At 53.4% G+C, this 26,930-nt stretch carries 19 protein-coding genes; 12 read left to right on the top strand and 7 right to left on the bottom strand.

Annotated elements, in window-relative coordinates:
* Nucleotides 1-49: 49 nt before the first annotated feature.
* From NOC_RS14440 to NOC_RS14430, 3 genes are all read left to right on the top strand, one after another.
* Entirely contained in the window at nucleotides 50-2,950 is a 2,901-nt protein-coding gene (locus NOC_RS14440; protein WP_002813994.1) for a YncE family protein, read from the top strand.
* 115 nt (nucleotides 2,951-3,065) lie between these two features.
* Nucleotides 3,066-3,950 carry a YihY/virulence factor BrkB family protein gene (locus tag NOC_RS14435; protein WP_002813036.1) on the top strand — a complete coding sequence of 295 codons (885 nt, stop codon included), beginning with the start codon at nucleotides 3,066-3,068 and terminating at the stop codon, nucleotides 3,948-3,950.
* 13 nt (nucleotides 3,951-3,963) lie between these two features.
* Nucleotides 3,964-5,079 carry a YcgL domain-containing protein gene (locus NOC_RS14430; RefSeq protein WP_002813182.1) on the top strand — a complete coding sequence of 372 codons (1,116 nt, stop codon included), beginning with the start codon at nucleotides 3,964-3,966 and terminating at the stop codon, nucleotides 5,077-5,079.
* 122 nt (nucleotides 5,080-5,201) lie between these two features.
* Here the strand turns inward: NOC_RS14430 and NOC_RS14425 are convergent, their stop codons facing one another.
* Both NOC_RS14425 and NOC_RS14420 read right to left on the bottom strand, forming a co-directional pair.
* Nucleotides 5,202-7,616: a phosphoketolase family protein gene (locus tag NOC_RS14425; RefSeq protein ID WP_002814214.1), complete on the bottom strand. Its 2,415-nt coding sequence runs from the start codon at nucleotides 7,614-7,616 to the stop codon at nucleotides 5,202-5,204.
* Nucleotides 7,617-7,655: 39 nt separating this feature from the next.
* The gene (locus tag NOC_RS14420; RefSeq protein ID WP_244859981.1) at nucleotides 7,656-9,041 is read right to left on the bottom strand and encodes an acetate/propionate family kinase; all 1,386 of its coding nucleotides are present in this window, start codon (nucleotides 9,039-9,041) and stop codon (nucleotides 7,656-7,658) included.
* Nucleotides 9,042-9,200: 159 nt separating this feature from the next.
* Between NOC_RS14420 and ypfJ the strand changes: the two genes are divergently transcribed.
* On the top strand, nucleotides 9,201-10,133 hold the full coding sequence (ypfJ, locus tag NOC_RS14415) for a KPN_02809 family neutral zinc metallopeptidase (RefSeq protein WP_011331044.1): 933 nt from the start codon (nucleotides 9,201-9,203) through the stop codon (nucleotides 10,131-10,133).
* Nucleotides 10,134-10,279: 146 nt separating this feature from the next.
* Here the strand turns inward: ypfJ and NOC_RS14410 are convergent, their stop codons facing one another.
* Entirely contained in the window at nucleotides 10,280-11,551 is a 1,272-nt protein-coding gene (locus tag NOC_RS14410; RefSeq protein ID WP_002813391.1) for an O-acetylhomoserine aminocarboxypropyltransferase/cysteine synthase family protein, read from the bottom strand.
* Between the two features lie 167 nt (nucleotides 11,552-11,718).
* Here NOC_RS14410 and NOC_RS14405 point away from each other — a divergent pair, with 167 nt between their 5' ends.
* Nucleotides 11,719-12,162, top strand: a complete 444-nt coding sequence (locus tag NOC_RS14405) for a hypothetical protein (RefSeq protein WP_002812616.1) — start codon at nucleotides 11,719-11,721, stop codon at nucleotides 12,160-12,162.
* Nucleotides 12,163-12,389: 227 nt separating this feature from the next.
* On the opposite strand, the gene NOC_RS14400 is transcribed toward NOC_RS14405, so the two are convergent.
* Nucleotides 12,390-12,932 carry a gamma-glutamylcyclotransferase family protein gene (locus NOC_RS14400; protein ID WP_002812472.1) on the bottom strand — a complete coding sequence of 181 codons (543 nt, stop codon included), beginning with the start codon at nucleotides 12,930-12,932 and terminating at the stop codon, nucleotides 12,390-12,392.
* 80 nt (nucleotides 12,933-13,012) lie between these two features.
* Between NOC_RS14400 and NOC_RS14395 the strand changes: the two genes are divergently transcribed.
* Nucleotides 13,013-14,383 (top strand): alanine/glycine:cation symporter family protein, encoded by a 1,371-nt coding sequence (locus NOC_RS14395; RefSeq protein ID WP_002812210.1) that lies wholly within the window; start codon nucleotides 13,013-13,015, stop codon nucleotides 14,381-14,383.
* 278 nt (nucleotides 14,384-14,661) lie between these two features.
* A complete protein-coding gene (locus NOC_RS14390; RefSeq protein ID WP_011331042.1) occupies nucleotides 14,662-14,970 on the top strand; it encodes a TRL-like family protein in 309 nt (102 codons plus the stop codon).
* A 451-nt stretch (nucleotides 14,971-15,421) separates the two neighbouring features.
* On the opposite strand, the gene NOC_RS14380 is transcribed toward NOC_RS14390, so the two are convergent.
* From NOC_RS14380 to NOC_RS14370, 3 genes are all read right to left on the bottom strand, one after another.
* The gene (locus NOC_RS14380; RefSeq protein WP_011331041.1) at nucleotides 15,422-18,742 is read right to left on the bottom strand and encodes a helicase HerA domain-containing protein; all 3,321 of its coding nucleotides are present in this window, start codon (nucleotides 18,740-18,742) and stop codon (nucleotides 15,422-15,424) included.
* Between the two features lie 7 nt (nucleotides 18,743-18,749).
* Entirely contained in the window at nucleotides 18,750-19,379 is a 630-nt protein-coding gene (locus tag NOC_RS14375; RefSeq protein ID WP_002813028.1) for a hypothetical protein, read from the bottom strand.
* Nucleotides 19,380-19,559: 180 nt separating this feature from the next.
* The gene (locus NOC_RS14370; protein ID WP_002812915.1) at nucleotides 19,560-21,494 is read right to left on the bottom strand and encodes an aconitate hydratase; all 1,935 of its coding nucleotides are present in this window, start codon (nucleotides 21,492-21,494) and stop codon (nucleotides 19,560-19,562) included.
* Between the two features lie 101 nt (nucleotides 21,495-21,595).
* Here NOC_RS14370 and NOC_RS17760 point away from each other — a divergent pair, with 101 nt between their 5' ends.
* The 5 genes from NOC_RS17760 to NOC_RS14350 all read left to right on the top strand — a co-directional run bounded on the left by NOC_RS17760 (nucleotide 21,596) and on the right by NOC_RS14350 (nucleotide 26,902).
* On the top strand, nucleotides 21,596-21,754 hold the full coding sequence (locus NOC_RS17760) for a hypothetical protein (RefSeq protein ID WP_002812827.1): 159 nt from the start codon (nucleotides 21,596-21,598) through the stop codon (nucleotides 21,752-21,754).
* 25 nt (nucleotides 21,755-21,779) lie between these two features.
* Entirely contained in the window at nucleotides 21,780-24,029 is a 2,250-nt protein-coding gene (locus NOC_RS14365; RefSeq protein ID WP_011331039.1) for a tRNA(Met) cytidine acetyltransferase TmcA, read from the top strand.
* Nucleotides 24,030-24,163: 134 nt separating this feature from the next.
* Nucleotides 24,164-24,379, top strand: a complete 216-nt coding sequence (locus NOC_RS14360; RefSeq protein WP_036497712.1) for a hypothetical protein — start codon at nucleotides 24,164-24,166, stop codon at nucleotides 24,377-24,379.
* Nucleotides 24,380-25,168: 789 nt separating this feature from the next.
* Nucleotides 25,169-25,894: a tetratricopeptide repeat protein gene (locus NOC_RS14355; RefSeq protein WP_002812439.1), complete on the top strand. Its 726-nt coding sequence runs from the start codon at nucleotides 25,169-25,171 to the stop codon at nucleotides 25,892-25,894.
* Nucleotides 25,895-25,951: 57 nt separating this feature from the next.
* On the top strand, nucleotides 25,952-26,902 hold the full coding sequence (locus tag NOC_RS14350) for an MBL fold metallo-hydrolase (RefSeq protein ID WP_002812778.1): 951 nt from the start codon (nucleotides 25,952-25,954) through the stop codon (nucleotides 26,900-26,902).
* Nucleotides 26,903-26,930: the final 28 nt, after the last annotated feature.

The raw sequence follows: 26,930 nt of genomic DNA, 5'->3' as shown, positions 1-26,930 counted from the left end.
ATTTTTTCCTTATAATGTATAGCTAGCCTCCACAGAGGAGGAATCCGCAATGACAATTTTCTTTTCCCGTCCCAAATTCTTTCTCTGGGTGATGTTTGGCGTGATGCTCGTAAGCATGATCGCTATTTCGCCCGCCCAGTCTGAAATTACTGTATTCGAAAGCGGCCAGGTACGCCCCTTGGCGCTGTCACCCGATGGCCGCCATCTTTTTGCCGTTAATACGCCGGATAACCGGCTTGAGATATTTCGAGTCCGCAAGCGGGGTTTGCGGCATATCGACTCCATTCCCGTGGGCCTGGAGCCGGTTGCCGTTGCGGCCCGCTCTAATAGGGAGGTATGGGTCGTCAATCATCTCTCGGACAGCGTTAGCATTGTCGATGTACACCGGCCACGTTTCCGTCGTGTGGTACGCACACTCCTGGTCGGCGATGAGCCGCGGGATATTGTATTCGCAGGCCCGGATCGGGGGCGGGCATTTATTACCACTGCCCACCGTGGCCAAAATACCGGGCGCGATCCCCAGCTCACTACCCCCGGCGTGGGGCGGGCGGATGTGTGGGTATTTGACGCCAACCAGCTAGGCGATTCCCTGGAGGGGGAGCCGCTTACTGTGCTCACTCTTTTCACGGATACGCCTCGGGCCTTGGCCGCGACTCCGGATGGCGCTTTGGTGTATGCCGCCGGTTTCCACACTGGCAACCGGACGACGACTCTCAATGAGTTTTTGGTGCGCCAGGCCATTGCTCCACCTGATCCTCGGATCTATCCAGGGCCGCTCACCAACCACGAGGGTATTCTCCAGCCCACGGTAGGATTGATTGTAAAATACGATGGCGCTCACTGGGTGGATGAGTTAGGGCAGCAGTGGGATGATCTGGTCCCCTTCACGCTTCCCGATCAGGATGTGTTTACCATTGACGCCATGGCCAATCCTCCTAGAGAAGTGGAGGGCGGCGCTTACAGCGGTGTCGGTACAGTCATTTTCAACATGATTGTGAACCCGGTCAGCGGCGTGGTGTACGTATCGAATACTGAGGCTCAGAATCAGAATCGTTTCGAGGGGGCGGGAATATTCTCGGGAGGCCGTACGGTGCGGGGCCATCTTCATGAAAGCCATATTACCGTTCTGGGTCGCAAGGCTCGGGTTGAACCGCGGCACTTGAACAAACACATTGACTACAGCCAATGTTGTGCCCCCATTCCCAATGAAGAGAACGATACTAGCATTGCCTTTCCCCAGGATATGGCGCTGACCCAGGATGGTTCGATCCTCTATGTGACGGCCTTTGGTACCAGCGAAATCGCGGTCTATGAAACGAGCAAGCTGGAGGATGATACTTTTATTCCCGATCCGGCCAATCAGATTCCGGTTTCAGGCGGCGGCCCTAGTGGCATCGTGTTGGATGAGGTCCGGGGCCGGCTTTATGTGCTGACTCGCTTCGATAACTCCATCTCGATTATTGATACGGCGAATCGCAGCGAGGTGAGCCATATTGCCATGTACAACCCGGAACCTGCGCATATTGTAGCGGGGCGGCGATTTCTCTATGACGCTTCTTTCACTTCCAGTCATGGGGATTCCGCTTGCGCTAGTTGCCACGTCTTTGGTGATTTCGATGGGTTAGCGTGGGATTTGGGTGATCCGGACGATGTGGAGACCCTGAATACTGGCCCCTTCCGCGTCAGTGAGGGGGTCGGCTTTTTCCTCCTGCGGGGACGAGCGGAAAATTCCCACTTTCGCCCCATGAAGGGCCCCATGACTACCCAAAGCTTGCGTGGTCTGGATAATCACGGGTCCATGCACTGGCGGGGTGATCGCACCGGCGGCAATGAGGCCATACTGGGAGAATCCGCCGGGCCAAACGCGCAGCCCAATGGAGGTTCATTCGATGAGGATCTTGCTTTTCGCAAGTTCAATGTCGCCTTCATGAGCCTTAATGGACGGCATGATTTTATTCCCGAGGAAGAGATGCAGCAGTTTACTGATTTTGTTTTGGAAATCACCTATCCGCCCAATCCTATTCGTAACCTTGACAACTCTCTTACGGAGCAGCAACAGGCCGGACAGGATTTTTACTTCAGGGAACAGCCCTCCGATACTTTTTTGAGTTGCAACGGCTGTCATGTGTTGGACCCGGACGGCAACCGGGAATTCGTTGAGGTGAAGAAGCCGGGGTTCTTCGGTACCGACGGTCAATTTTCCTTCGAGGGGGAGTCCCAGTTCTTTAAAATTCCCCACCTGCGCAATCTCTACCAGAAAGTGGGGATGTTTGGCATGGCCCCGCCACCGCCTCCCTCGCCTCCTCCGTTTGATCCCTCCCAACCCGCGCCCCTGGGAAGCCTGATTTTCGCTCCGCTCGCCAATAATGGTTCCATGGGGCCCCAGGTCCGGGGTTTTGGTTTCCTTCATGACGGCAGTACGGATACGGTATTTCGCTTTTTAAGTGGAGCGGTCTTCGCAGCACGGGAGCCGGGCACGATCCCCAGCCTCGATCCCCGCACGCCCCCTGACATGGTGCCCGATCCGGGTAATCTTGGCGGTCTGCCCCTCACTCCGGAAGGCATCGCTCAACGCCGGGAATTGGAAGCATTTCTGCTTGCCTTCGACAGTAACCTTGCCCCCATTGTGGGTCAGCAAGTTACCCTTACCCACTCGAATGGAGCGGAAGTAGGAGCGCGCATCGATTTGCTTATTGCGCAAGCCGAGGCAAAAGCCTGTGATTTAGTGGCAAAAAATCGCTGGGGCAGTTTTCTCTATATTGGAAAAGGAAAGTTCAGGGGTTCATATCGGTGGATACCTTCTGTCTCGGACTTTCTCCTCCGTGCCACGGCGTACTTGCCTTACGGAGAGCTCACTTACACTTGCGCGCCTCCTGGTTCCGGTGTACGGATGGGTATTGACCGCGACGAGGACGGGCTCCTTGATGGTCATGATAGGCGTGTAGGATAGATTGAGTGGGTGATACAGTTAGGAGTGAAGTATTATTGTTTGGTGTCGCTGTCTTTATTAACATCTGCCTCGCAAGGAGGAGAACCGTTGCAATAAATTTGCAGACTGACAAGGTATGAGGGATCTTTCACGCCGAGTCCAATTTATTCTCGCCCAGCCGCTGTGTTTTCTGTCGCGGGTTATTAGCGGATTTCGCGCCAACCAAGGGTTATTACTGGCGGGGGCCATTGCTTATTACGCTTTGTTATCCGTGGTTCCCATGTTTGCGCTGATTTTAGTGGGACTTTCCCAGATCATTGACCCAGAGCAGCTGCTGGAGGCCACCCATGACTATCTGGCACTCCTTGCCCCAGGGCAGGCGGAAATTCTAACCCAGCAAATTGCAGAGTTCCTAGAAAACTGGAAGTTAATCGGCGTGGTCGGGTTCCTCGTACTCCTGTTTTTTAGCTCAATGGCGTTTACCGTGCTGGAAAATGCCATGTCGGTTATATTTTTTCATCGGGTAGCGATTCATCGGCGCCATTTTTTGGTTTCGGCAATTTTGCCCTTCTGCTATTTATTTCTTCTGGGGCTGGGGTTGTTTGTCGTGACGCTCGTGAGCAGCGCCTTGCATACTCTGGATGATCGCACTGTTCCTTTGTTAGGTAACATCTTTGGCAGTTATTACGCCATTGGAATTTATATTGTGGGTTTATTGGGTGAAGTTTTACTGTTGACCTCTCTTTACCTGGTTATGCCCGTGGGCCGGATTGTATTCCGTCATGCCTTCATTGGTGGGATGGTAGCCACGCTGCTATGGGAACTCACCCGGCAGGCACTGGTATGGTATTTTTCAACCTTATCCTTTGTTAACATCATCTATGGCTCATTTGCAGCAGTGGTGATGATTCTATTGAGCTTGGAAGCAGCAGCGATTATTGTGCTGTTTGGCGCTCAGGTAATTGCAGAATATGAACGTCTGGATACCCAAGGGGAGAGAAACTCCAGTTTCCAGACTTAATCCGGGAATAGCTGTGAAACAAAAAATTTTGCTTTGTTCTGATCTGGATCGGACCCTGCTTCCCAACGGCCATCAAGCGGAGTCGCCCCAGGCGCGGCTTCGGCTGCAACGATTGGCCCAGCGTCCTGGCATTATTTTGGCCTATGTCAGCGGTCGTCATAAGGCGCTCATTCAAAGCGCTATTCGAGAATATGATCTTCCTCTTCCTGACTTTGCCATTGGTGATGTGGGGACGACTATCTATCAAATTACGGATAATCAATGGCATCCTTGGGAAGACTGGAGTAAAGAAATCAGCCAGGATTGGCAAGGAATAAACCAGGCTGGGCTGGCAAAACTTTTTGCTGACATTACTCCACTGCGGTTGCAAGAGCCGGAAAAGCAAAACCGCTATAAGCTCAGCTATTATGCTCCACCGGAGCTAGATTGGGAGAATCTGATTCCCCAATTGGCCCAGCGGTTACAAGCGCAGGGAATCCAGGCTTCTTTCATTTGGAGTGTAGATGAAACTGCCCAGATCGGTTTGCTCGATATCCTGCCAAAGCGGGCCAACAAACTCCATGCCATTCGCTTTTTAATGGAGCGTCAGCATTTTGATAAAAGCCATACCGTTTTTGCGGGGGATAGTGGCAACGACCTGGAGGTGTTAGCTAGCGGTCTCCAAGCTATTCTGGTCCGCAATGCCCAGGAAGAAGTGCGCCAGGAAGCTCTCCGCCGCCTCCCGCCAGAGCATAGTCAGCAGCTTTATCTCGCCCGGGGTGGCTTTATGGGGCTTAACGGTTATTACAGCGCGGGAGTGCTAGAGGGCCTAGCCCATTTTTTTCCTGAAACCCGGGCATGGATGGAAACAGGGAGAGAAGAGTCAGCGGAGGAAGAAACGGCACAATCCTGCGCCATTTATCGAAGCTGTAAAAGAAATGATAGCTACTTATATGTGGAATCTCAGGATGATTTTTCCCGCGTTCCTGGAAAATTGTTGGAAATGCTTGGAAAGCTAGAGTTTGTCATGAGACTGGAGCTGCGTCCCGAGATCTCCCTGGCCCAGGCCAATACCAGGGAAGTGATGCAAATGCTCAGGGAGAAAGGCTATTTTTTGCAGTTATCATCAAGGGAATACAGGCGGTCTTAAGACCTTGGGAATCCACTGACGCTACTCTCAGGGTGGCTTAATGGCGCGCCTGAGTGTGGTAAACACCCCCGCGTCCTTTATTTAGAGCAGGAAGAAGGTTACCAACGTCGAACAGGGTAGGTTCAATCGCTGCTCTTGCCCCATTGCCATTGCGTTATTTCCGGCATGTCGACCCCGTGCTTGGTGATGTATTGCTTATGTTCGATATGTTTGTCGCGGAGCCATTGCTTGAGATATGCCGCCGTCGATCCCAGCTTGGGCACGCGATCGATGACGTCTGCCACCAGGTCAAACCGGTCCATGTCGTTGAGGACGACCATATCAAAGGGTGTGGTGGTCGTCCCCTCTTCCTTGTAACCGCGTACGTGCAGGTTTTTGTGATTAGTACGCCGGTAGGTTAGACGATGGATCAACCAGGGGTAACCATGGTAGGCGAAGATGATGGGTTGGTCGGTGGTAAAGATCGTATCGAAGTCCTTGTGCGAGAGTCCATGAGGATGCTGCTCTTTGTCCTGCAGGGTCATGAGATCCACCACGTTGATGACCCGTACCTTGAGTTCAGGCAGATGGCGGCGCAGGATATCCACTGCTGCCAAGGTCTCCAGGGTCGGCACGTCACCGGCGCAGGCCATCACCACGTCCGGTTCGCTGCCCTGGTCATTGCTGGCCCACTCCCAGATACCGATGCCTGCGGTGCAGTGCTTGACAGCCGCATCCATGTCGAGCCACTGGGGCTGGGGTTGCTTGCCGGCGACGATAACGTTAATGAAGTTGCGCGAACGTAGGCAGTGGTCGGTGACACATAGCAGCGTATTGGCGTCCGGTGGCAGATAAACCCGGATCACGTCCGCCTTCTTGTTCACCACGTGATCGATGAAGCCGGGATCCTGATGTGAAAAACCGTTGTGGTCCTGGCGCCACACATGGGAGGTCAGCAGGTAGTTGAGGGAGGCGATGGGGCGGCGCCAGGGGATTTCCTTGCCGGTGACCTTGAGCCACTTGGCATGTTGGTTAAACATGGAATCGACAATGTGAATGAAAGCCTCGTAGCAGGAAAATAGGCCATGGCGGCCGGTGAGCAGGTAGCCTTCCAGCCAGCCCTGGCAGGTGTGCTCGGAGAGAATCTCCATCACCCGGCCGTCCGGCGCAAGGTGCTCGTCCTCTGGCAGCGTTTCGGCCATCCAGGTGCGATCAGTCGCCTCAAACAAGGCATCAAGGCGGTTAGAGTTGGTCTCGTCCGGTCCCATCACGCGGAAATTCCGGCCATCCATGTTCAGTTTCATCACGTCGCGTAAATAGCCGCCCATAACCCGGGTCGCCTCCGCCAGCTTTGCGCCGGGACCGTTCACGTCAACGGCATAATCCCGGAACTCGGGTAGCCGCAGATCCTTGAGTAGCAGCCCGCCGTTGGCGTGTGGATTGGCGCCCATGCGCCGCTCCCCCTGTGGCGCCAGCGCCGCCAGTTCCGGCCGCAGGGTGCCTTGCTCGTCAAACAATTCCTCGGGACGGTAACTCTTCATCCATTTCTCTAGCAGTCGCAGGTGCTCCGGTTTGTCAGCCAGTTGGGCCAACGGTACCTGGTGCGACCGCCAGTAGCCCTCGGTCTTCTTACCATCGACTTCCTTCGGGCCTGTCCAACCCTTCGGGGTCCGCAGAATGATCATTGGCCAGCGCGGGCAGGGGGTGGCGCCTTGGCTGCGTGCGGCCCGTTGAATCGTATGGATTTCGGCAACCACCTGGTCGAGGGTGGCCGCCATTAGCTGGTGCATCCGTTCCGGTTCGTCACCTTCAACCACATAGGGATGGTAGCCGTAGCCAATGAGCAGGCTTTCCAAATCCTCGCGGCTGATGCGCGCCAGCACGGTGGGGTTAGCGATTTTGTAGCCGTTTAGATGCAGGATCGGCAACACTGCGCCGTCGCGCGCGGGGTTCAGAAACTTGTTGGAATGCCAGGCCGTGGCGAGGGGGCCGGTTTCGGCCTCGCCGTCGCCCACCACACAGGCGGCGATTAGGTCCGGGTTGTCAAACACTGCGCCGTAGGCATGGGCTAATCCATAGCCGAGTTCGCCGCCTTCGTTGATTGAACCCGGCGTTTCCGGGGCGACGTGACTCGGCACGCCGCCCGGGAAGGAGAACTGCTTGAACAGCCGCTGCATGCCCACCGCGTCCTGGGGAATATTCGGATAAACTGCGGTGTAACTGCCTTCCAGCCAAGTGTTCGCAACCAGCCCCGGAGCGCCGTGGCCAGGTCCCGTCACATAGATCATACTGAGATCACACGCCTTAATTAGGCGGTTCAAATGCACGTAGATGAAATTCAATCCTGGGGTGGTTCCCCAGTGGCCGAGCAATCGTGCCTTAACGTGTTCCAGTGTGAGCGGCTCGGTAAGCAACGGATTGTCCCGCAGGTAGATCTGCCCTACTGACAGATAATTGGCCGCCCGCCAGTAGCAGTCCATGTTGCGCAGTTCGTCCGCTGCCAGCGGACTCGCCTCGATCCTGCTCTTGGCATGCTCGGTTTGCAGTCTTTGTTCCATGATCGTCTCCTCTCTATTAGAGATGAAAAGGTGAATACGTTAGACTAGCGCCGTGCTTAGGCACCGCCGGGTATCCTGGGCGATGAGCGCTTCCTCATTGACCGGAATCACATAGGCCGCCAGGCGGGAATCGGCCGTGGATATTCGTTCCTCGCCATCCGGGGCCGCCGCTTCATTGGCTTGGGTATCCAGCTCCAGTCCGCACCAGTTCAGTCCGGCGCAGATCCGCGCACGGATTTCAGGCGCGTGCTCGCCGATACCGCCGCCAAACAGGATTGCATCGGCACCGCCGAGCACGGCCAGATAGGCGCCCAGGTACTTGCGGGCGCGGTGACAGAATGCCTCGATAGCAAGATGCGCGCCGGAGTGCCCCCGTGCTTCCAGTGCCAGCAGTTCCTCCATGTCCGCGCTGGCACCGGATAATCCGAGCAGGCCAGCGCGATGATTCAGACCCTCGCTTAATTCACTCGCCGTCACCTCGGCGCCCTCGAGCAAATGCAGCACCACACCGATATCCACATCGCCAGGCCGCGTGGCCATGATCAAACCCTCCAGGGGTGTGAATCCCATGCTGGTTTCCAGCGGATGTCCATCACGGAGGGCGGCGACTGAACATCCGTGGCCTAGTTGCAGCGTGATGAGCCTGCTCGACGGGGTGTTAGTCGGATGGATGGTGGAGAAGTGCTCGACCATATACCGATGTGCTAGTCCATGAAAACCGTAACGTCGGATCGGCCGCGATCCTTCTCTCCATTCGGCAGGCAGCGCGTAAGCACGGACGTAATCGGGCAGTTCGTGGAAAAATGCCGTATCGAATACGGCTGCCATGGGGATATCCGGCAGGTGTTCCTGGCATGCCCGCACCACTGCTAGGGCCGGCGGATTATGCAGCGGGGCCAGGGGGCTTAAGGCATCGAGGGCTGTCAGTGCACGGCTCGTGAGCAGTATTGGGGCGGTAAAGGTATCGCCGCCGTGGACGATGCGGTGCCCCATGGCGGTAATGGTATGCAGCAGTGGTTGGCCTGCGTCGGTGATATGTTCTAATAACTCGAGTACATATCGAGCAGCGGTACCGTGATCGTAGGCGGAAACAGAGGTATGTTCCCGTTTGCCACGGGAGAGCCATTCGCAGATTGCATCATCACCAAGGTTCCGAACCACTCCCCGCACCCTACTGGCCGGTGTGATTGCATCCATTTCAAATAGTTGAAACTTCAGCGAGGAACTGCCGCTGTTGAATACCAGGATGTTGCCGTCACTATTCACCTGTAAAGCGCCTCCATTAATCCAGTGTATTAAATAGTGTAGTAATGGTGATGTGTTTTTTGCGTATCGGATGGCAATACCGCGCGTCAACGTTTGAAGTGCAGGAAGGGTATTATAGTCGTGTTGTCCAACAGCCACATGGCCGTGTGTGGGTGGCATCTGAGAAAACAAAGTCGTTTTCATTACTGTAGGCAAGGGGACGGCTTTAGTCTACCTGCTTAGAGCGATGCTACGGGTGGCAAGATGAACTTGTCTCGGTTCACAAGGGTGTTTATTCTTCCTAATATTCTTGTATAGCCGTGCGTGAGGAGAATGGCCATGCGTTGGAAGGGCAGACGACAGAGCGATAACGTTGAGGACCGGCGGGGTTCATCCGGGCGTGGTTTTGCGGTCGGTGGACGGGGGGGCGGCGGGCTGATACGACTGCTGCCGCTAGCCATCCGGTTTCTCGGTATTAAAGGAACCTTGCTGGTGGTTCTGGGCGTCGGCGCCTACTTCTATTTCAGCGGAGGCGAACTTGGCGACCTGTTAGGGGGCACCCAGGTGAGTCATACTGAGACGACGGGTTCTTCCAGTGAAGGTGGTGAGATACGCCAGTCAGCGGAGGAAGCGGAGCTCATGGAGTTTGTATCCGTGGTGCTGGCGGATACCGAACTCACTTGGCACAATCTGTTTGCACAAGCTGGTAAAACCTATAGGGAGCCACGGTTGGTGGTCTATCGTGGCATGATCGATTCGGCGTGTGGTATGGGCCAGGCAGCGATGGGACCCTTTTACTGCCCTGGTGATCACAAGGTGTATCTTGATTTCAGCTTTTTCGATGAGCTGCGCTCCCGTTATGGCGTGCCTGGGGATTTTGCCCAGGCCTATGTCATTGCGCACGAAATCGGCCACCATGTGCAGACTTTATTTGGCATCTCCGCCAGGGTTATGAAGGCTAAACAGGGGCGGAGCAAGGCTGAGGTCAATAAATTATCCGTGCTCCAGGAGTTACAGGCTGATTGCTTTGCCGGTATTTGGGGGCACCATGCCGACAGTAATCGCCAATTACTGGAAAAGGGCGATATTGAAGAAGGATTGAAAGCTGCGAGTGCGATTGGCGATGATCGTCTGCAGAAGCGGAGTCAAGGCTATATTACCCCGGAATCTTTTACTCACGGGACCTCAGCGCAAAGAGTGCATTGGTTCCGGACCGGCCTGGCGTCTGGTGATGTGTCGTCTTGTAATACATTCGGCGCAAACTGGCAGTGAACGCTGTAATCACAAAGGATAAAATCATTTTGGCGTCCAATAAAGCGAAGGTGGGGTCAGTTGAGAAGGTAGCCTGTTGTTTTGATTTATAACCTCCATAAAAAGGCCACCTTTGGGTGGCCTTTTTAGAGCTGAGTGGACTGGACTTACACCTGGGCCAGGGCCTGTTCGAGGTCGGCGATGATATCATCGATGTGCTCGATGCCAATGGACAGGCGCACTAAATCCTTGCTCACACCTGCCGAGGCCAACTCTTCTTCGTTGAGTTGGCGGTGGGTTGTTGAGGCTGGGTGGCAGGCCAATGTCTTGGCATCGCCGATATTAACCAAACGGTAAATCATCTGCAGGGCATCGATAAAGCGGGTACCGCCCTCAATGCCCCCTTTAATGCCAAAGCTGAGAATGCCCGAGGCGCGGCCGCCACAGATCTTATCGCAAGTGGCTTTGTAAGGACTGTCATCCAGTGTGGCGTAGTTGACCCACGCGACCTTGTCATGATTCTGCAGGTAGTTGGCGACCTTTTCGCTGTTCTCGCAGTGACGCTCCATACGCAGGCCGAGGGTTTCCAGGCCCTGCATAATCAAAAAGGCGTTGAAAGGCGATAACGCGGCGCCGGTGTTGCGCAAAGGCACCACGCGACAGCGGCCGATAAAGGCGGCGGGACCGAGGGCCTCCGTGTAGACCACACCGTGGTAGGAGGGATCGGGTTCGTTAAGCATGGGAAATTTATCAGCGTTCGCAGTCCAATCAAATTTGCCCGAATCAACCACCGCACCGGCGATAGTGGTGCCGTGGCCGCCCATGTACTTGGTCAAGGCGTGGACGATGATGTCCGCACCATGCTCAAAGGGGCGGCATAGGAAGGGGGTAGCCACGGTGTTATCAACAATCAATGGCAGACCATGGGCATGGGCGATCTCGGCCCACTTTTGAATGTCGACCACATTGCCTGCGGGGTTACCAATGGACTCACAAAATAGGGCACGGGTGTTCTCATCGATAGCCGCCTCAACCGTGTCCAAGTCGTCGTGTTTGGCAAAGCGTACATTGATGCCCTGGTTGGGCAAGGTGTGGGCAAACAGATTGTAGGTGCCACCATAAACCTGACTGGTGCTGACAATGTTATTACCCGTGCGGCAGATTGTTTGGAGCGCGTAGGTGGTGGCTGACATCCCGGAGGCTACCGCCAGCGCGCCCACGCCACCCTCGAGCTGGGCCAAGCGTTCTTCGAGTACCCCGTTGGTGGGGTTCATGATCCGCGAGTAAATATTACCCTGGACCTTTAGGTCGAATAGATCGGCGCCGTGCTGAGTGTCATCAAAGGTAAAAGAGGTCGTTTGGTAAATGGGTGTGGTCGCAGCATTAGTGGTGGGGTCGCCGCTAAAGCCTGCATGCAGCGCAATAGTCTCAAGTTTCATGCCGATTCCTTAATGTGGGGTTAATAGATGCAAAAGAATGTAGGACAAGATTATGGGATACACTGCGACAAATAAAGCCCATGGCTGCAACATTTCCCATCCCAATATCAGTCTGATAAGGATTACTTTAGCATCCACGATGAGCAGCGCGGGGCGGTACGAGGCTATTGCCCCCTGGCGATGGCCATATCAGCTTTTCTATACGCTGCCCCATAGGGGCAAGAGGTGATAATGCTTCAATTTTTATTCCTGGGATACCGCTTGTGACGGCTAGTGATGTCTTGCGCGTCTATCTCAAAACAGTCGCCGGCAGCGGTGTGCCGGTGTACTACCGTGACGCCGCGCGGGCGTTGGCGCTAGAGCCGCCGCAGACTATCCACCGGCTGGCGATGATGCTGGAGCGGTTGATCGAGGAAGATGCAGCGGCCGGGGCGCCGCTGATTGCTTCGCTGGTGATTAGTAGACGACGCGATGGCCTGCCGGCACCAGGCTATTTTGCCAAGGCCCATGCGGTGGGAGTTTATCATGGCGCCACAAGCGGCCCGCAAGCCCGGGCGTTTCATGCTGAGCAGCTACGCCGCGCTGTGGCCTTCTGGTCCGAGCCGGGGTAGTCGCCAAGCGGATTGGCGTGGTATCACTGCCGAGTGATCACTGCGTCGTCCGCTGCTGCCGCCGCGGTTGGCCCTATGAACTTCCGGCAGCCCTTTTTCGCCTGTATCGAAACCGTACGCTTTGATAATGATAATGTCCCGAAGTTGTGCAGCTACTTAGGCAACGGCGTAATGATAGCCACGGGAGGATCGCTGGATACCCGCATCGCCGGCGTGCCTATGGGCGTTCACGGCCCACAGGCTGCACCTTTGGCGTAGATACGCATTTCATGCGCCCGGCGCTGGTCGTCACCGTCTGGCTGCTCCAGTTCGGCTTCTATACGGGCGATGTAGTCACCGGGCAGTCCGTTACTGCGCGCACCGTATAACACATGATATTTGTACCAGCAGAAGGGTTTCATAGCCGCATCCGTGAAACGTCGCTTGTCCGCCACCACGTAGAGAAAGGCGTCGACCCAATTGCCGTCAGCCAACGCCAGTTGCACATTCTGCTGTATATAGCGGGGGCCTTCCACCCGATCCAATGCCGGCTTTTCAGCCGTGGCGATTTCAAATACTATGCCGTGTACGCAATCTGCAGGATTGCCAGTGGACACCACATCACACTTGCCGGAACCATCCATGCCTTTCTTGTGAAAACGTAAGGCATAGCCCATGAGACGGGCCGTAACGATCCGCCTGGCGCTGGGAACGCGCGCCCGCAGGCGCTCCACGGCCATATTCGAACCATAGGCAAAATAATAGAGTAGTGCTTTTTCTCTCTCTACCATCGGCTTTCTCCGGTGGGCTGTTTGCAATGGCACCCGCAATCAATCAGATTATAGCCATACTAGAAAAGAAAGCTTGAGCGATGCAACAACTGGAACATTGGTTCACCGCCTTCGCCGCCTTCATGTGGGGCATGCCTCTGGTCCTATTGCTGGTTGGCGGGGGTACCTTCCTCGTTTTCTACTCGCGCTGCCTTCCCTATCTGCATTTTCGCCACAGTATCGGCATTCTTCTGGGCAGGTACGACGACCCGGATGAGACCGGCCAGATCCCCCACTTCCAGGCGCTGACAACGGCACTGTCCGGCACCCTTGGTTTGGGCAACCTTGCAGGAGTAGCGGTAGCCATTACGATGGGAGGGCCGGGCGCCATATTCTGGATGTGGGTGACGGCGATAGTCGGCGTCGCCACAAAATTCTATACTTGCACCCTAGCGATTATGTTCCGTGGCCGCGACAGCCGCGGTGAATGGCAGGGTGGCCCGATGTATGTGATCCGTGAGGGGTTGAGCCGCCGCTGGCTACCGCTTGCGGGTCTCTTTGCGGTTACCGGGATGGTGGGTACACTGCCTGTCTTCCAAGCCAACCAGCTTGTGCAGATTACCCGGGACGTCTTCGCTATTCCTTTGGGCTGGGCGCGTGCCGATGCGCACTTTGGTTATGATCTGCTTATTGGTGCCCTTCTTGCTGCCGCAACGCTGACCATTATCCTGGGCAATATCCAGCGCATTGGCAGGGTCACTGCGGCCCTGGTCCCGGGCATGGTGCTATTCTATCTACTACTGACCCTTGTGATTCTCGTGCAACACGCAGCGCAGATACCCGGCGCCCTCGCGTTGATTTTTTCGGATGCGTTCACCGGGCATGCTGTTGCCAGTGGCGCCCTGGGCACGGTGATTCTCATGGGAGTCCGCCGCGGCGCCTTTTCTAACGAGGCGGGTATCGGTACTGAGGTCATGGCCCACGGGGCGGCCAAAACCAGCGAGCCAGTGCGCGAGGGGCTGGTGGCTATGCTGGGTCCAGTCATCGATACCCTGCTGGTATGTACTTGCACTGCACTGGTGATCCTTATTACAGACGTATGGCAGGGTCAGGCCACGGGTGTGACGCTGACTGCCGAAGCCTTTGAGGATGCTTTGCCCGGTGCGGGGGCCTACCTACTGACGTTGCTGGTTATCTTTCTCAGCTTGAGCACTATCATTACTTTTTGGTACTACGGTGCTAAGTGCTTCGGCTTTCTCATTGGCGCCGAGTATCAGCACCATTATGTCTGGATCTACGGAGTACTTATTGTTGTTGGATCTGTAGTCTCGCTGAAAACCATAATCGGGCTGGTCGACGGCATGTATGCCATGATGGCCATTCCCACCATGACTGCCACGCTGCTGCTGGCGCCGAAAGTAAACGCTGCGGCACGGCGTTACTTTAACGATTATTCCGCTGGTCGGCACTGAGGGAAAGGTGGCCCACACCATTGCTTGATGCCGCCCCATCAACTCTTCTCTATTTCCAGCCTCCTTCATTCACCTTCGGCTTAACTCAACCCCTTCATCATTTTGTCAATTTCTGATTACTTGTCGGGGTGGTTAACGGCCCAAGGAATTTCCCGTATTTCATCCTCTTATAAAAAAGAAGGAAGTATTTATTTTCCTATACACTATACTAAGATGGGCGGGAATGAGTGGTCCTGCATTTGAGGAAATCCAAAAAATCTAGAAAGGATGGGTTAACCATGAAAAAAATATTTGCTAGTGGAATTATTGCAGCTTCTATAGCTCTTGGTGGGTGTGCAACTTCTAGGCCAATCGGTGGACTGTACACAGAATTGGATCTTCCCGTAACCGCTACCTCAAACGCCACCGCCACTAAAACGGGTACTGCCAAATGTCAGAGTGTTCTGTCACTCGTAGCGACTGGCGACTGTAGTATTGAAACGGCTAAAGCTAATGGGGGTATTCAAGAAGTTACCCACGTTGACTGGCATGCACGTAACATCCTCGGCATCATCGGCAACTACACCCTGACGGTGTACGGCAACTAGATTTGGCTTAATACAGCTGCTTTCGTTTGGAGAGCCTATAAAGGTTCTCCATCCTTTTTTGGATAATCACCTGCTGACAAGGCGGGAAGCAGGAGAGGAAAATCTGGACAGCAAGCTCTGGATCAGGCTGATTTCATACTGTTGCCGGTTGTGTTGCATAAAAAAAAGCCTCGGGAAATCATCGCGAGGCTTAAAGGCCAAAGAAAATACTCTTTGGACCAGCTTGATGCTATCGAAGGGAATCACTCATGAAAAAACGTTTGCTGTCTCCAGACTGTTGCTATAAAAACGTATTCTTAGTACCTATTAAAGAATAAATATATTTATTTTGCAAGTTTTATTTGTAAAAAACCGTAAAGCTTTTGGAAAAGTTTCCAGAAAGGTGAGAAAATTCATAAGAATAGTCTCTTCCAGAGAGAGTGGGCCTTGGTAAAAATATAGTCGAATCTCCTTATGGATTTTGGGCCTGGAGGCGAGAGGCGGCGGCTCGTTTTAGGACCTCGGCCTTCTCCGGAGGGTGGGGGGGATGGTAGGAGAGGCACCAGGGTATCGCCACTTTTACCGGGGCTGGCATCCCCTCTGTATGGAGGTAAAAATGACCAGCTTCCAGGACGGGGATGTCGTCCTCCTCGCCACCGCGTATTTTAAACTGCTCCCGTATGGCTTCGATGATGGCCGGTGCGCTAGCTTTCCCAGCAAACTGGGTGAAGCAGTCAGAAATGATAGGGGGGGCAATATTTTTGGGGTTTTGGGTAGAGAAAACTAATCCGAGACCGCCGGTAGGGGCGTATTCCGCAAGCTTTAGCAAGTTGTCTTTGCAGGGGGTGGATTGTTCGGCAGGGATAAAATCCTCGGCCTCGTCCAGTATCAAAAAACCCTGTACTGGCATGGAAGGAGAGGCGGAATGCTGTTTTATCCAGCCTAGCAGGGTTATGGCTAACTGATTAAGAAACTGCTGCTGGGTTTTAAGGTCAGGTAAACCGGCCAGGTTGATGATGGATATCCTGCTCCTATTTGCTGAAGTTCCTTTAAAGAGGCAGCCAGGATCGAGGAAAGGGCTTTCCGGATAGAACAAGCGATTGTTTTGTATCTCCGCTTGCAGACGCTGGGCCATTTCGCTCCCCAGGCGAGCGGCGCTGGAGATACTGGTACTGATTTCCGCCGGTAGGTGGGAGAGAATGGCGATAAGATCCGGCAGGGTTTTCCCCTTTTGGATAGCAAAGAGTTTTAGCGCCGCAGTGAGAACGTCCATTTTATAGTCTGAATGGGCGGATTTGCCGGGGGCTACGATTTCTTTCAGGGTGGATTGGGCCATTTCAAGAGCTTGCTGGAATTTTTCCGGCTGCTCCAGGAGCGAAGCGAGATCGGGCAATGGCTCTAATTGCAAGGGATTACCATCTGCTTGTCCGGGGGTCCAGATAATCACCTCGTTGTTGGCATGATAATGTTCCGCCTTTTCCTGATCTTCGGGAGTCCAGGAGGTGGGGGGGGCGGGCCACTGTTCCCCTAAAGACACCAGCGTATTGGTACGGTCTATCACGATGGAGGGGATACCTAGCAATGCGGCTTCTTCCACCCATCTTTTCAAGAGCACCGTCTTGCCCGAACCACTCCCCGCCAATATTCCAGTATATTGTGTGAGAAGGGGCAAGGGGATAGTTATCTTTTCGGCAGGGTTGGACAGAATTTTCCCTACCGGCAGGGCCGACGGATAGGAGGGAGTGGTGGCCTTATAATTGTGCCGTTTTGGGGCCGGGAGTTTGGCCCAGATATCCGTGTTCTCTTTTGCATTTAAAGGCAGGTTATTTTCCAGAGGGAATGCATCAGCAGCAAGGCATTCGGTAATTTTTGTTTCCTGAAGCCATTGGAGTTGAGTTGCGGGGTGGCGCTCGCGAAGCCATGCTTCAAAGCCAGGCAAGTTTTGTTGCTCAAGCTTATGGAGCGCCCACATGGTTCTTAGATCTTGTTCGTTAGGCGCGGCGAATTTACCCTTTGCCTGGAGAAATTTGTCAGTGATTTCCCGGGTAACCTTGCCCAAGGGCAGAGGGGTGGTGCGGACGATGATAAGCCTTCTGAAAGGCAGCTTGGAGTCAATCCCGGAAGCAGTAAGGGCTCCGTTAAGACGGTTTTGATAGGCGGTGGCGTGGGTTTTTTGCAAAGCACGAAAGCAGTAATGTTGTTCTCGATTCTCTTGGCTGGAGTCGATGATCCGGAGCCGGGCATGAAGAGCGCGGTAGTTTTTATCGCCTGGGAATTCGGTATCCACCACTCCCCGCCTGCTTTTCGGCAGTGGGGTTTCCCGCAGGAGACAGCGGCATAGGGCCGGTATCAGCATCCCCAGTACTTCATCTTCTGCTTCCTCGGATAGCAGTTCCTGTATGGGGGCCTGGCGGCAGAGTTCCTGGTAAGCGTGGTCAAGCCCGGGATCTGGGCGGATGGTAGCTAAGGTCTCGGTGGCTTCTGGTGGCGATTCGAAACAGGCTAGCTCTATGACCTCGCCCTTGCTTAAACATTGAAGCCGATGCTCCTCGCACCGTTTTAACAATTCCCGGGGTAAGAGCGTGGCCGCGCTGGCAAAGACTTGTGGTTGGAAAGGCCAGCTGGGATAGGGGGGCGTAAAGCCGTGGGCATGGTAAGCATGAGCGAGGCGAAGGGCGATGATTTCCTCTGCGAGCGTGGCATTATTAATGGGCGGTAGGGGCTGGGGGGAAGCAAACCGATCGGTCGCCGATTTCAGACTCCCCTTTCGCAATATTTCCCAACTTCCTTCCAGGCAAGCTAAGATGGTGGCGGTGCGATAGACCGTATCCCGGACGGCCATAAAGCCGTCCGCAATCCCTTCGATGATGGCTTGGGAAGCGCGCTGCTCCCCCGTCATCCGCTCCCCTTCGCCAGAGCTGGCAGTAGTGATATGGTGTTGGCTCATAATGGCATCTAATTGATCGAAAGCCAGCAGGGTAGGTGCATACCGGCTCATTAGCCAGGACAAGGACTTTACGATTTCAGAAGGCTGCCGCTGGGGCCATAAAAAGCCGAAGAGATGCCGATCAGTTTCGTCAATAGCCATGCCTTGGAGCCAACTGTAGCCTACGTTGGCGCGCTCGAGATCGTTAGAATTGAGCAGCATCAAAGCGCGGAGGGCGTCTTGATGGGCCCGGATCTCCTCCGGGTATTGCGTGCTCAGGCGGTTGATAGTCTGCCGGATGACTTGGGCGAGTTCCTTGTCCCCATATTCCGCGATTTGCCGGGGCGTAGCAGGAGCAGCTTCCTGGCGCTGGGCTTTTTTGCCCGCTAACAGCGCCGTCAGCCATTGGAGTGGGGATTTTCTCGACCGAGACGGAGTTCGATAAAAGGAAGAAAAAGGGTTTTGGGGTTTTACGTCCGGGTTTAGGAGGTGTTTTAGGAGGCTTTGAAATTGGGGTCGGTTTCCTGAAGTTGCTTGCTGCAGGGAGTTGAGATATCCCAGTAGCACTGTTTCCCAGAAATCCTTGATATCGGTCATATCCACCAATACAAACCAGGCCGGGAGGGCGGCAACCTCCTGGCGTATGGCGCTAAGGAGATGGGTTTTCCCGGCACCTGCTGGGCCCGTAATGATTTGCCCGAGGGGATTTTGATCCTGGCTTCCCATCCTCTCTTTCAAGGTTTCCATAAGCTCGGTTCGCAGGTTTTCATGGAGACCCGGTACGTGTAGCGGCGAGTTGCGCCATACGCTTTGTAATTGCATGGTCCAGTCAAAATTAACGGTTTTTAGTACTCTATATTCGTCCATTGGCTGATTATTTTTGCATATACACCAGATGCCGCTTAAATCCGGCGACACTTAGGGCTGCTTTTTGGTCCTCCGGTAAAATTTCCCGGGAATCATCGAGAGGAGACAGCACCAATTTTCCTTCCCTTTGTAATTTCAGCAATAATTCGTCTAGTCTGGGACGAGGAATAGCTCCTAACTGTTGCCGGAGTTGAGCGAGCCGAACTCGAATATTCCTCTCGCCGCCAGAGAGATGGAAATAGGCCTCCCGTAGCTGTTGTTCCGAATCTTCGCTTGGGGGAGGCGCTTGAGTTGAGCTAAAAATTTCCGCCAGCGTGATATGTCGACTTTGCAGGATGGGTTGCAAGCGGGCAAGAAAGCTCTGGAGGATAGGGCCTGCCGCCGGGGACCGATGGGAGAGTTTGGCATCCATATGTTCTCCGGCCCAAGCCCAGGCTCTATCGGTGAGTTGGACATAGATTGCCCGGCTGCCCTGGGGTTTGCGTCGCCATTGTTCTTCGATAAATTTCGCCTCTAGCAGGGCTTCCCGGTCGCGCCGCTTGGGTTTAGGACGGATATCGGTCAGGTAGGCTCGTCCTTCGCTAGTCAGTAACCGCCACAAGATTAATGCCTGTAAAGGGCTGGGTTGAAAGTTCATGGGATTTTTCCTAGACATTGAAGGAATACAGGGAAGTATAGCGCTCCTGCCGGGAGTGCTATTTCGAGCAAAGGAAATCCCTCTTGTATACCTTCGAAGCTATGAGGGTATTAGCGTAAGATCACTTAATCATGTGTACCATTCGTGATGGCTCTAGGGGAAAACGTTTTGAGGATTGCTTCACTGCTTCTTGCGAATCACATTAATAAGGCTGCCTTCCAGGATCATCTCAATTTGCCGGGAACTAAGCGAGTGTTCAAACTCATAATCTTCTTGTTTAGTTTTATTGCGGATGGTTATTCTTTTTCCTTTTTGAATGGCGCTACGGATAGCGGCAAGGTAAAGGATATCATCCTGATCGATGCGTTCCCAATCATCCAACTTGACGAAGGTTAAGGGCAAGATACCGAAGTTGACTAGATTTTGCCAGTGAATCCGGGCAAAACTTTTGGCAAGAACTACTTTTAGACCCAGGTAGCGAGGAGCCAGGGCAGCATGTTCCCGGCTCGATCCTTGGCCATAATTCTCTCCTCCTACCACCAAGGAACCTTGCTGTTGATGGGCCATGGCCCGCTGGTAGTAATTTTCGTCGATAGGCTCGAAGACAAATTTACTAATCTCCGGGATATTGCTGCGATAAGGCAGCACCCTGGCCCCGGCGGGCATAATTCCATCCGTGGAAATATCGTCAGCAACCTTTAGCAACACCGGCCCCTCAAAATTATCGGGGAGCGGCTCGAAAGGGGGCAGGGGCTTGATGTTAGGCCCTTTCTCCAGCGCAATCCCTTCTTTCTTTTCAACCGGGGGAGAAAGCATGCTGGTGTTGATGAGGATGGATTTGGGTTCCTGGAAATGGGGATAGTCCATGTCCAGGGTACGCGGATCGGTAATTTTCCCAGTTAAGGCCGAGGCCGCGGCCGTCTCCGGGCTGCATAGATAGACTTGATCTTCCTTAGTGCCTGAACGCCCTGGAAAATTTCGGGGGACGGTGCGCAGGCTGATACGCCCGGTGGCTGGCGCTTGGCCCATACCAATACAGCCATTGCAGCCGGCTTGATGTAGGCGCGCGCCGGCCCGGATGAGTTTTTCCAGTAACCCCAAAGAGATCAAATTTTCCAGGATCTGTCGCGAGGTGGGGTTAATATCAAAGGACACCCGATCATGAACTTGCTTGCCATCGACAATCAATGCGCCTATGGCAAAGTCCCGCAGGCCGGGATTAGCGGATGAGCCAATATAGGTTTGGTAAATTTCCCGGCCAGCCACTTCCCGTACAGGCGCTACCTTCCCCGGACTGCTGGGAAGGGCAATGAGGGGTTCCAGTTCAGAGAGATTGATTTCTTCATACTCATCGTACTTGGCATTCTCATCCGCCAGCAGTTCTCTCCAGACATCTCCCCGCTCTTGAGTCTCAAGAAACGCTTTTACTGCCCCATCAGCCGGAAAGACAGTGGTAGTCGCACCCAGTTCGGCCCCCATATTGGCGATAACGTGTCGATCCATAGCGGTTAGATTCGCCAGGCCTGGCCCGTAGTATTCAATGATCTTGCCTACGCCTCCCTTCACGTCGTGCCGGCGCAGCATCTCTAAAATAACGTCCTTGGCACTCACCCAAGCGGGAAGTTGGCCTGTCAGTTTGACGCCCCACACTTTGGGCATCTTAGTGTAAAGCGGCTCGCCCGCCATGGCCATGGCTACTTCCAGCCCTCCAGCGCCTATGGCTAGCATTCCCAGGGAGCCCGCAGCGGGCGTATGGCTATCCGAGCCTAATAAGGTTTTGCCTGGGATGCCAAAGCGTTCCATATGTACGGGATGGCTGACCCCATTACCGGGGCGGCTATACCAGAGGCCAAATTTTTTGCAGGCACTACGCAGAAACAGATGGTCATCCGGGTTTTTAAAGTCTGCCTGAATGAGGTTATGGTCAACGTACTGGACGGAACATTCAGTTTTGACCTGGGGAATTCCCATGGCCTCGAATTCCAGCATCACGAGGGTGCCGGTGGCGTCCTGGGTTAAGGTTTGATCGATACGCAAGGCGATTTCCGTACCGGCTTCCATTTCACCGGAAACCAGGTGGTTTGCAATCAGTTTTTGGGTGACGTTTTGAGCCATGATGTTGGGCCTATTCAATTTTATTTGACCTCTTAAAAAGCTTAGCATAAGAAGACATAGAAACACGTTTTGGAGACAGCATAGGAAAATCACCCAACGAGATGACTAAACCTAAGGAAGAAAATAGAAAGCAGAAAAAGTCCCTCTTAGATCGCTTATTAGAGACTATGAGCCGGTTTATTGTGTCCTTGACTTGGGGAATCCTGCTTGCTGTGGTGGTATTCGTGGTTTATTTGGTGACTCAGGCGTCTCAGCTGTAAGGCTCCTATCCCATCTGGTTACTAGTTGTACAGAGTCTATTTCTCTTTTCAAATCTTGGATAATTTCAGAAAAATAACGGCCGCTTTGGTAACTGCGGCTAAGGCGAGTTACCAGCGGCGGGCTTTGGTGCTTTCAGGGGATCAAAATTGGTGTCTGCAAGCCGCCCAAGCAAGCCTGGAAGGTGCTTCATTGGAGCGGGTTCCATGGATTTCTGCTTCTGCCCCTGAAAAGGTATGGAAATTGGAGGCAGCTAAGGCGCATCAATTTCTGGGGCAAGAAGTGGATGCCCTGGTGTTTAATGCCCACAGTGGTTTTGATTTAGATGCCTTCGGAATTATTACTGGCGCTATCCGGGGCGGCGGGCTCCTGCTGTTGCTTACCCCGCCCCTAGAGTCGTGGCCAAGCTTCCCTGATCCTGAGCATGCCCGTATTGTGACGTTTCCCTATCGAATTACCGATGTTACCGGTCGTTTTATTGAACGCTTGGTACGGCTCATCCGTGGAGCAGAAGGGATGGTATTCATAGAGCAAGAAAAAGGGTTCCCTAGAGTCCAGCAAGTCACTTCAGCTAATATCAGAATCAGCGATAGCCCTCTTGCTGATAAAGAAGAGGATGGGGAATGCCGTACAGCGGATCAGCGCCGAGCAGTGGAGGCTATTGTAAAAGTTGTGACGGGACAACGGCGGCGGCCCGTGGTGCTAACCTCGGATCGTGGTCGAGGCAAGTCGGCGGCCTTGGGAATCGGAGCAGCGCGGTTATTGCAGCGGGGACTCAAGCGCATCATCGTGACGGGACCGCGGTTGGATACGGTAGTGCCCCTGTTCCGGCATGCCCAACGTCTATTGCCCCAAGCCAGCGTTTCCAGAACGGTGCTTACTCTCCATGGGGCACGCCTGGAATTTGCCGCCCCCGATGCACTTATTCGTACTCTCCAGCCCGCGGACCTACTGCTTGTGGATGAGGCGGCCGCTCTTCCTACCCCTTTGCTGGAACAGCTGCTCCAGCGTTACCCACGTATTGCGTTTGCCACCACCATTCATGGTTATGAAGGGACCGGGCGGGGGTTTGCCCTTCGCTTTCACAAGGTGTTGGATGAACGGACCCGGGGATGGAAGGCACTGCGGTTAGAGACGCCCATCCGTTGGAGAAGCGGCGATCCCTTGGAGCATTTCGCCTTTCAAGCGCTGCTGCTAAATGCCAAGGCTGCACCCGCTTCGGCGGTTGCGCTAGCGCGTCCTGAAAACACTTTGGTGGAACAGCTGGACCGGGAAGTTCTGGTAAAGGATGAGGCTACCCTTTCCGAACTCTTCGGTTTACTGGTGCTGGCCCATTATCAGACCCGGCCTTACGACCTTCGCCATTTGCTTGATGGCCCTAATTTGCTGGTGTATGTAATGCGCTATCGGGGACATGTAGTAGCTACGGCCTTGCTGGCTTTGGAGGGAGGATTTGATGAGGAGACAGCGAGAGGAATATGGGAAGGGTGTATCCGCCCCCATGGGCATTTACTTCCGGAATCCTTGGCGGCCCATTTGGGATTGGCACAGGCGCCCAGGCTGCGGTGCGCCCGGATAATGCGTATTGCCGTCCATCCCACTGTGCAAAACCAGGGCCTTGGGAGCCAATTGGTGGGGATACTGATCAAGGCATTAAGCGCGGAAAATCTCGATTATTTAGGAAGTAGTTTTGGCGCTACCGAGGAGCTGCTGCGTTTTTGGGAACGGCTAGATTTTCTGCCGGTGCGCCTCAGTGTGAAACGGGGTGCCACGAGTGGTGCCCACTCCGCTCTTGTTCTTTATCCACTGTCAAATTCGGGTCAGGCGCTAGTGAAAGTAGCCCGTCATCGCTTCCAGGCACATCTACCTCACCAGCTATCAGATCCGCTCCGGGAGCTAGAGCCCCCTCTTGCAGCTTGCTTTCTGCGCTGCGGGGGTCAGGCCAGCCCACTGTCCTTGGATCGCCAGGACTGGTGTGATGTGCTGGCTTTTGCCTTTGGCAGGCGTATGTACGAGGTGTGTATTGCGCCTATTTGGAAGCTGGCTTGCGGGGCGCTCCCGGTGCCTGAGAGCGAAGCACTTTTGAGGGAAATGGAGAGGAATGCGTTAATCGTCAAGGTATTGCAGAAAAGGAGTTGGCGAGAGGCCGCCGCGGTCCTAGAACTTTCAGGCCGGGTCCAGGTGATTGAAGCCCTGCGCCAGGCCCTGCGCCCCCTGGTTTTGCACTTTGGCAGTGAGGCTGTGCGCCGTGAGGCTGAACGGTTAAGGGAGCATTAGCCGCTTTTTTCACGGCAAATTATTATCAGATGTCATAATATTATTGAATTGAATATCCGAATTGGTTACGATGCGGTAAAGATGTATAAAAATATCAGGTTTTACCTTTTTAAAGTAACATGGAGGAGCGTTTCATGCGTTATCGAGAAGATGCTATAACCGGAGATATAGGTGCCCCGGCGGGTGATGAAGGGGTCATAATAGGAATGGCCGTGTATGCGCTGGTGGTGGGGATTGGAATCTGCTTCTTCGGACTTCGTACCCGGATACCTTGGATCATATTTATGGGGGGCACGCTGACAATAGCAAGTACGGTATATTTGGGCGCATTGATGCTGGGCTATGCTTGAAGAGGATAGGCCAATAGTAATGCCTTTACAGGCGGATTTATAGAAAGTAAAAGTAATTCTTGTTATTGGCAAATTTTTCCCTTTCACTTTCCATAAAATTGGCGAACTCTGCTGGTACTTCCTCTTTTTTCTGCTTTCATTTGAGGGTCCACGTGCGGGAAAGGAGAGTATGCGGTTTCCCGCGAGCCTAAAGCTACAGCGAACTTTGGTATAATCCGCCTTAAGTTATTTGGCGGTCGCGACCTGTCTGGCGCTTAGTTCTTGCAATTTTGATTTGGCAATCCGGCGCTGATACTTTAAGATTTTTCCTCATACGAAATTAAATAGATAATATCGTCTCCTCAATTACCTGCTTGTAGTTCAGAATCGGACGCAACAGGCGTATTTTTATGGCCCGCCTCGAGGTAGTGCATACCAGCGTATTTCCCTCATATTCGTCTTGGATCTCCTCTCAGTAATAGGTACGCCTATTCCGGATAATTTTTAGCAAACTTGTTAGCAGCCAATAAAAATTTGCCGAATCTATCCTCGCTAGTATAGTTTTAGCTTGATCTCTAACTTGAAAGATGAATTTAAGGGAGTAGTGTGGGTATCACCGTGGCCTGAAGCAAGCTTATCACCGCAAATCTCTATCAGGTTAGGCGTGACGGCTTTGAGCAAAAATTTGAAAATTCAACGGAACTCAGTGGTTGAACAATGCTCTCATTGGTTGTTTTCCTAATGATAAATTGCTTGCTAAGTATTACCATCATTGATCTCTAATAACGGTTATGAACGGAGTAACCATTCATGGATAAAAACCCTAGAACTCATTATCGAAATGAAACTGGCGTATGGTCATTCCTGGGAGCGATATTGTTTTTGGGCTTCTTACAAGTCGCCCAAGCGGATGTTGATGCTGGAAGGGAAGCCTATAAGAGCCAAGATTATGAGCTCGCGCTTAAGGAATTTATGCCCCTTGCTGAACAAGGCGATGAAAATGCGCAGTTTTATATGGGTTTGATGTACGCCAATGGATATGGTTTGCCCAAGGACCCGGAAGAGGCTGACAAATGGTTTGAGAAGTTTAGTGAGCATCTTGATGTGAGTGCCAAATTCAATCTGGGCATCATGTACTATCAAGGCAAATCGGTACCAAAAAACGTTGAAAAAGCTATTGCTTGGTTTAAAAAGGCGGCGGCAGAGGGAGATGCCGAAGCCCAGTTTAATTTGGGTTTTATCTATGATAACGGGTATGGCGTTCCCCAGGACAGAGAAGAGGCGCTCAAATGGTACCGGGATGCAGCTAATCAGGGAATTGTGGAGGCGCAGAATAATCTGGGCGTGATGTATAGCGAAGGTCAGGGAATAGCAAAGGATTATGTACAAGCCTATTTCTGGTTCAATGTAGCAGCGAAACAAGGAGATAAAAATGCAGAGAAGATCAGAGATACCCTTGCTAAGGATATGAATACCTCGCAAATGGCAGAGGCTATAAAGCTTACCCACGAATGGCAATTGGCCTCAGGGCACTAAAAAGGGTAAGAGGTTGGCGAGAACAATTGCCATTATTTCTCTCCCTGAGATAGCCCCGTGAAGGAGAATATTATTTCCTTTCCTAGCGGTATTACCGCCATTGATACGGGTTTTGTGCGTCCTGAAATGGATGCTAGCCACCTCGTTCTTCGCCAGGGACGGGCTGCTTTTATAGATACCGGACCCACGCCTTCCGTATCCCGGCTCATGGACGCACTGGTAACACTGAAAATTACCCCCCAACAGATAGATTACATATTACTTACTCATATCCACTTGGATCACGCTGGCGGCGCGGGCGAGTTAGTGCGGCGGCTTCCCCACGCACAAGTGGTGGTGCATCCACGAGGGGCATCCCATCTTATCGATCCCGAGAAGCTCGTTGCGGGAACGAAAGCCGTATATGGGGACAAAATATTCAGGCGTTTGTATGGAGAGGTAGTTCCTATACCGGCAGACCGTATTATTACCATAGAGGATGAGGCGTGGCTGGAGCTGGGTGGAAGTCGTTTGAAGTTTATTCATACCCCGGGGCATGCCTTGCACCATTATTGTATTATTGACCGGGACAGCCGGGGCATATTTGCTGGCGATACCTTTGGTATTTCCTACCGGGATTTTGATACCCTGGCGGGGGAATTTATTTTTCCCGCCACCACGCCCGTTCATTTTGACCCGGACGCAGCCCATGCCTCTATCGAACGTCTCATGGGATATGAGCCAGAAGGGATTTACTTGACTCATTACAGCCGGGTTACCGATCTTAAGAGGCTTGCTAAAGATTTACATCGGGATCTCGATGCTTTTGTTGCTTTGGCGAAGGATTGTGAAGGAGAGGAAGATCGGTTAGGGGCCATTAAGCGGAGGCTGCGCGCTTACCTATGGACTCGCTTGGATGCCCACGGCTTCCCCCAGGATGACCGCCGGCGCGACACTCTACTGGGAATGGATATCAGCTTGAACGCCCAGGGATTGGTCGTTTGGCTGAATCGGCGAGGAAGCCAATAAAGCCTGTTTTTTCTCGAACCTTCCTCAG

Source organism: Nitrosococcus oceani ATCC 19707 (assembly GCF_000012805.1).
GTDB classification, from domain to species: domain Bacteria; phylum Pseudomonadota; class Gammaproteobacteria; order Nitrosococcales; family Nitrosococcaceae; genus Nitrosococcus; species Nitrosococcus oceani.
This window is presented reverse-complemented; position numbering and strand designations above follow the sequence as displayed.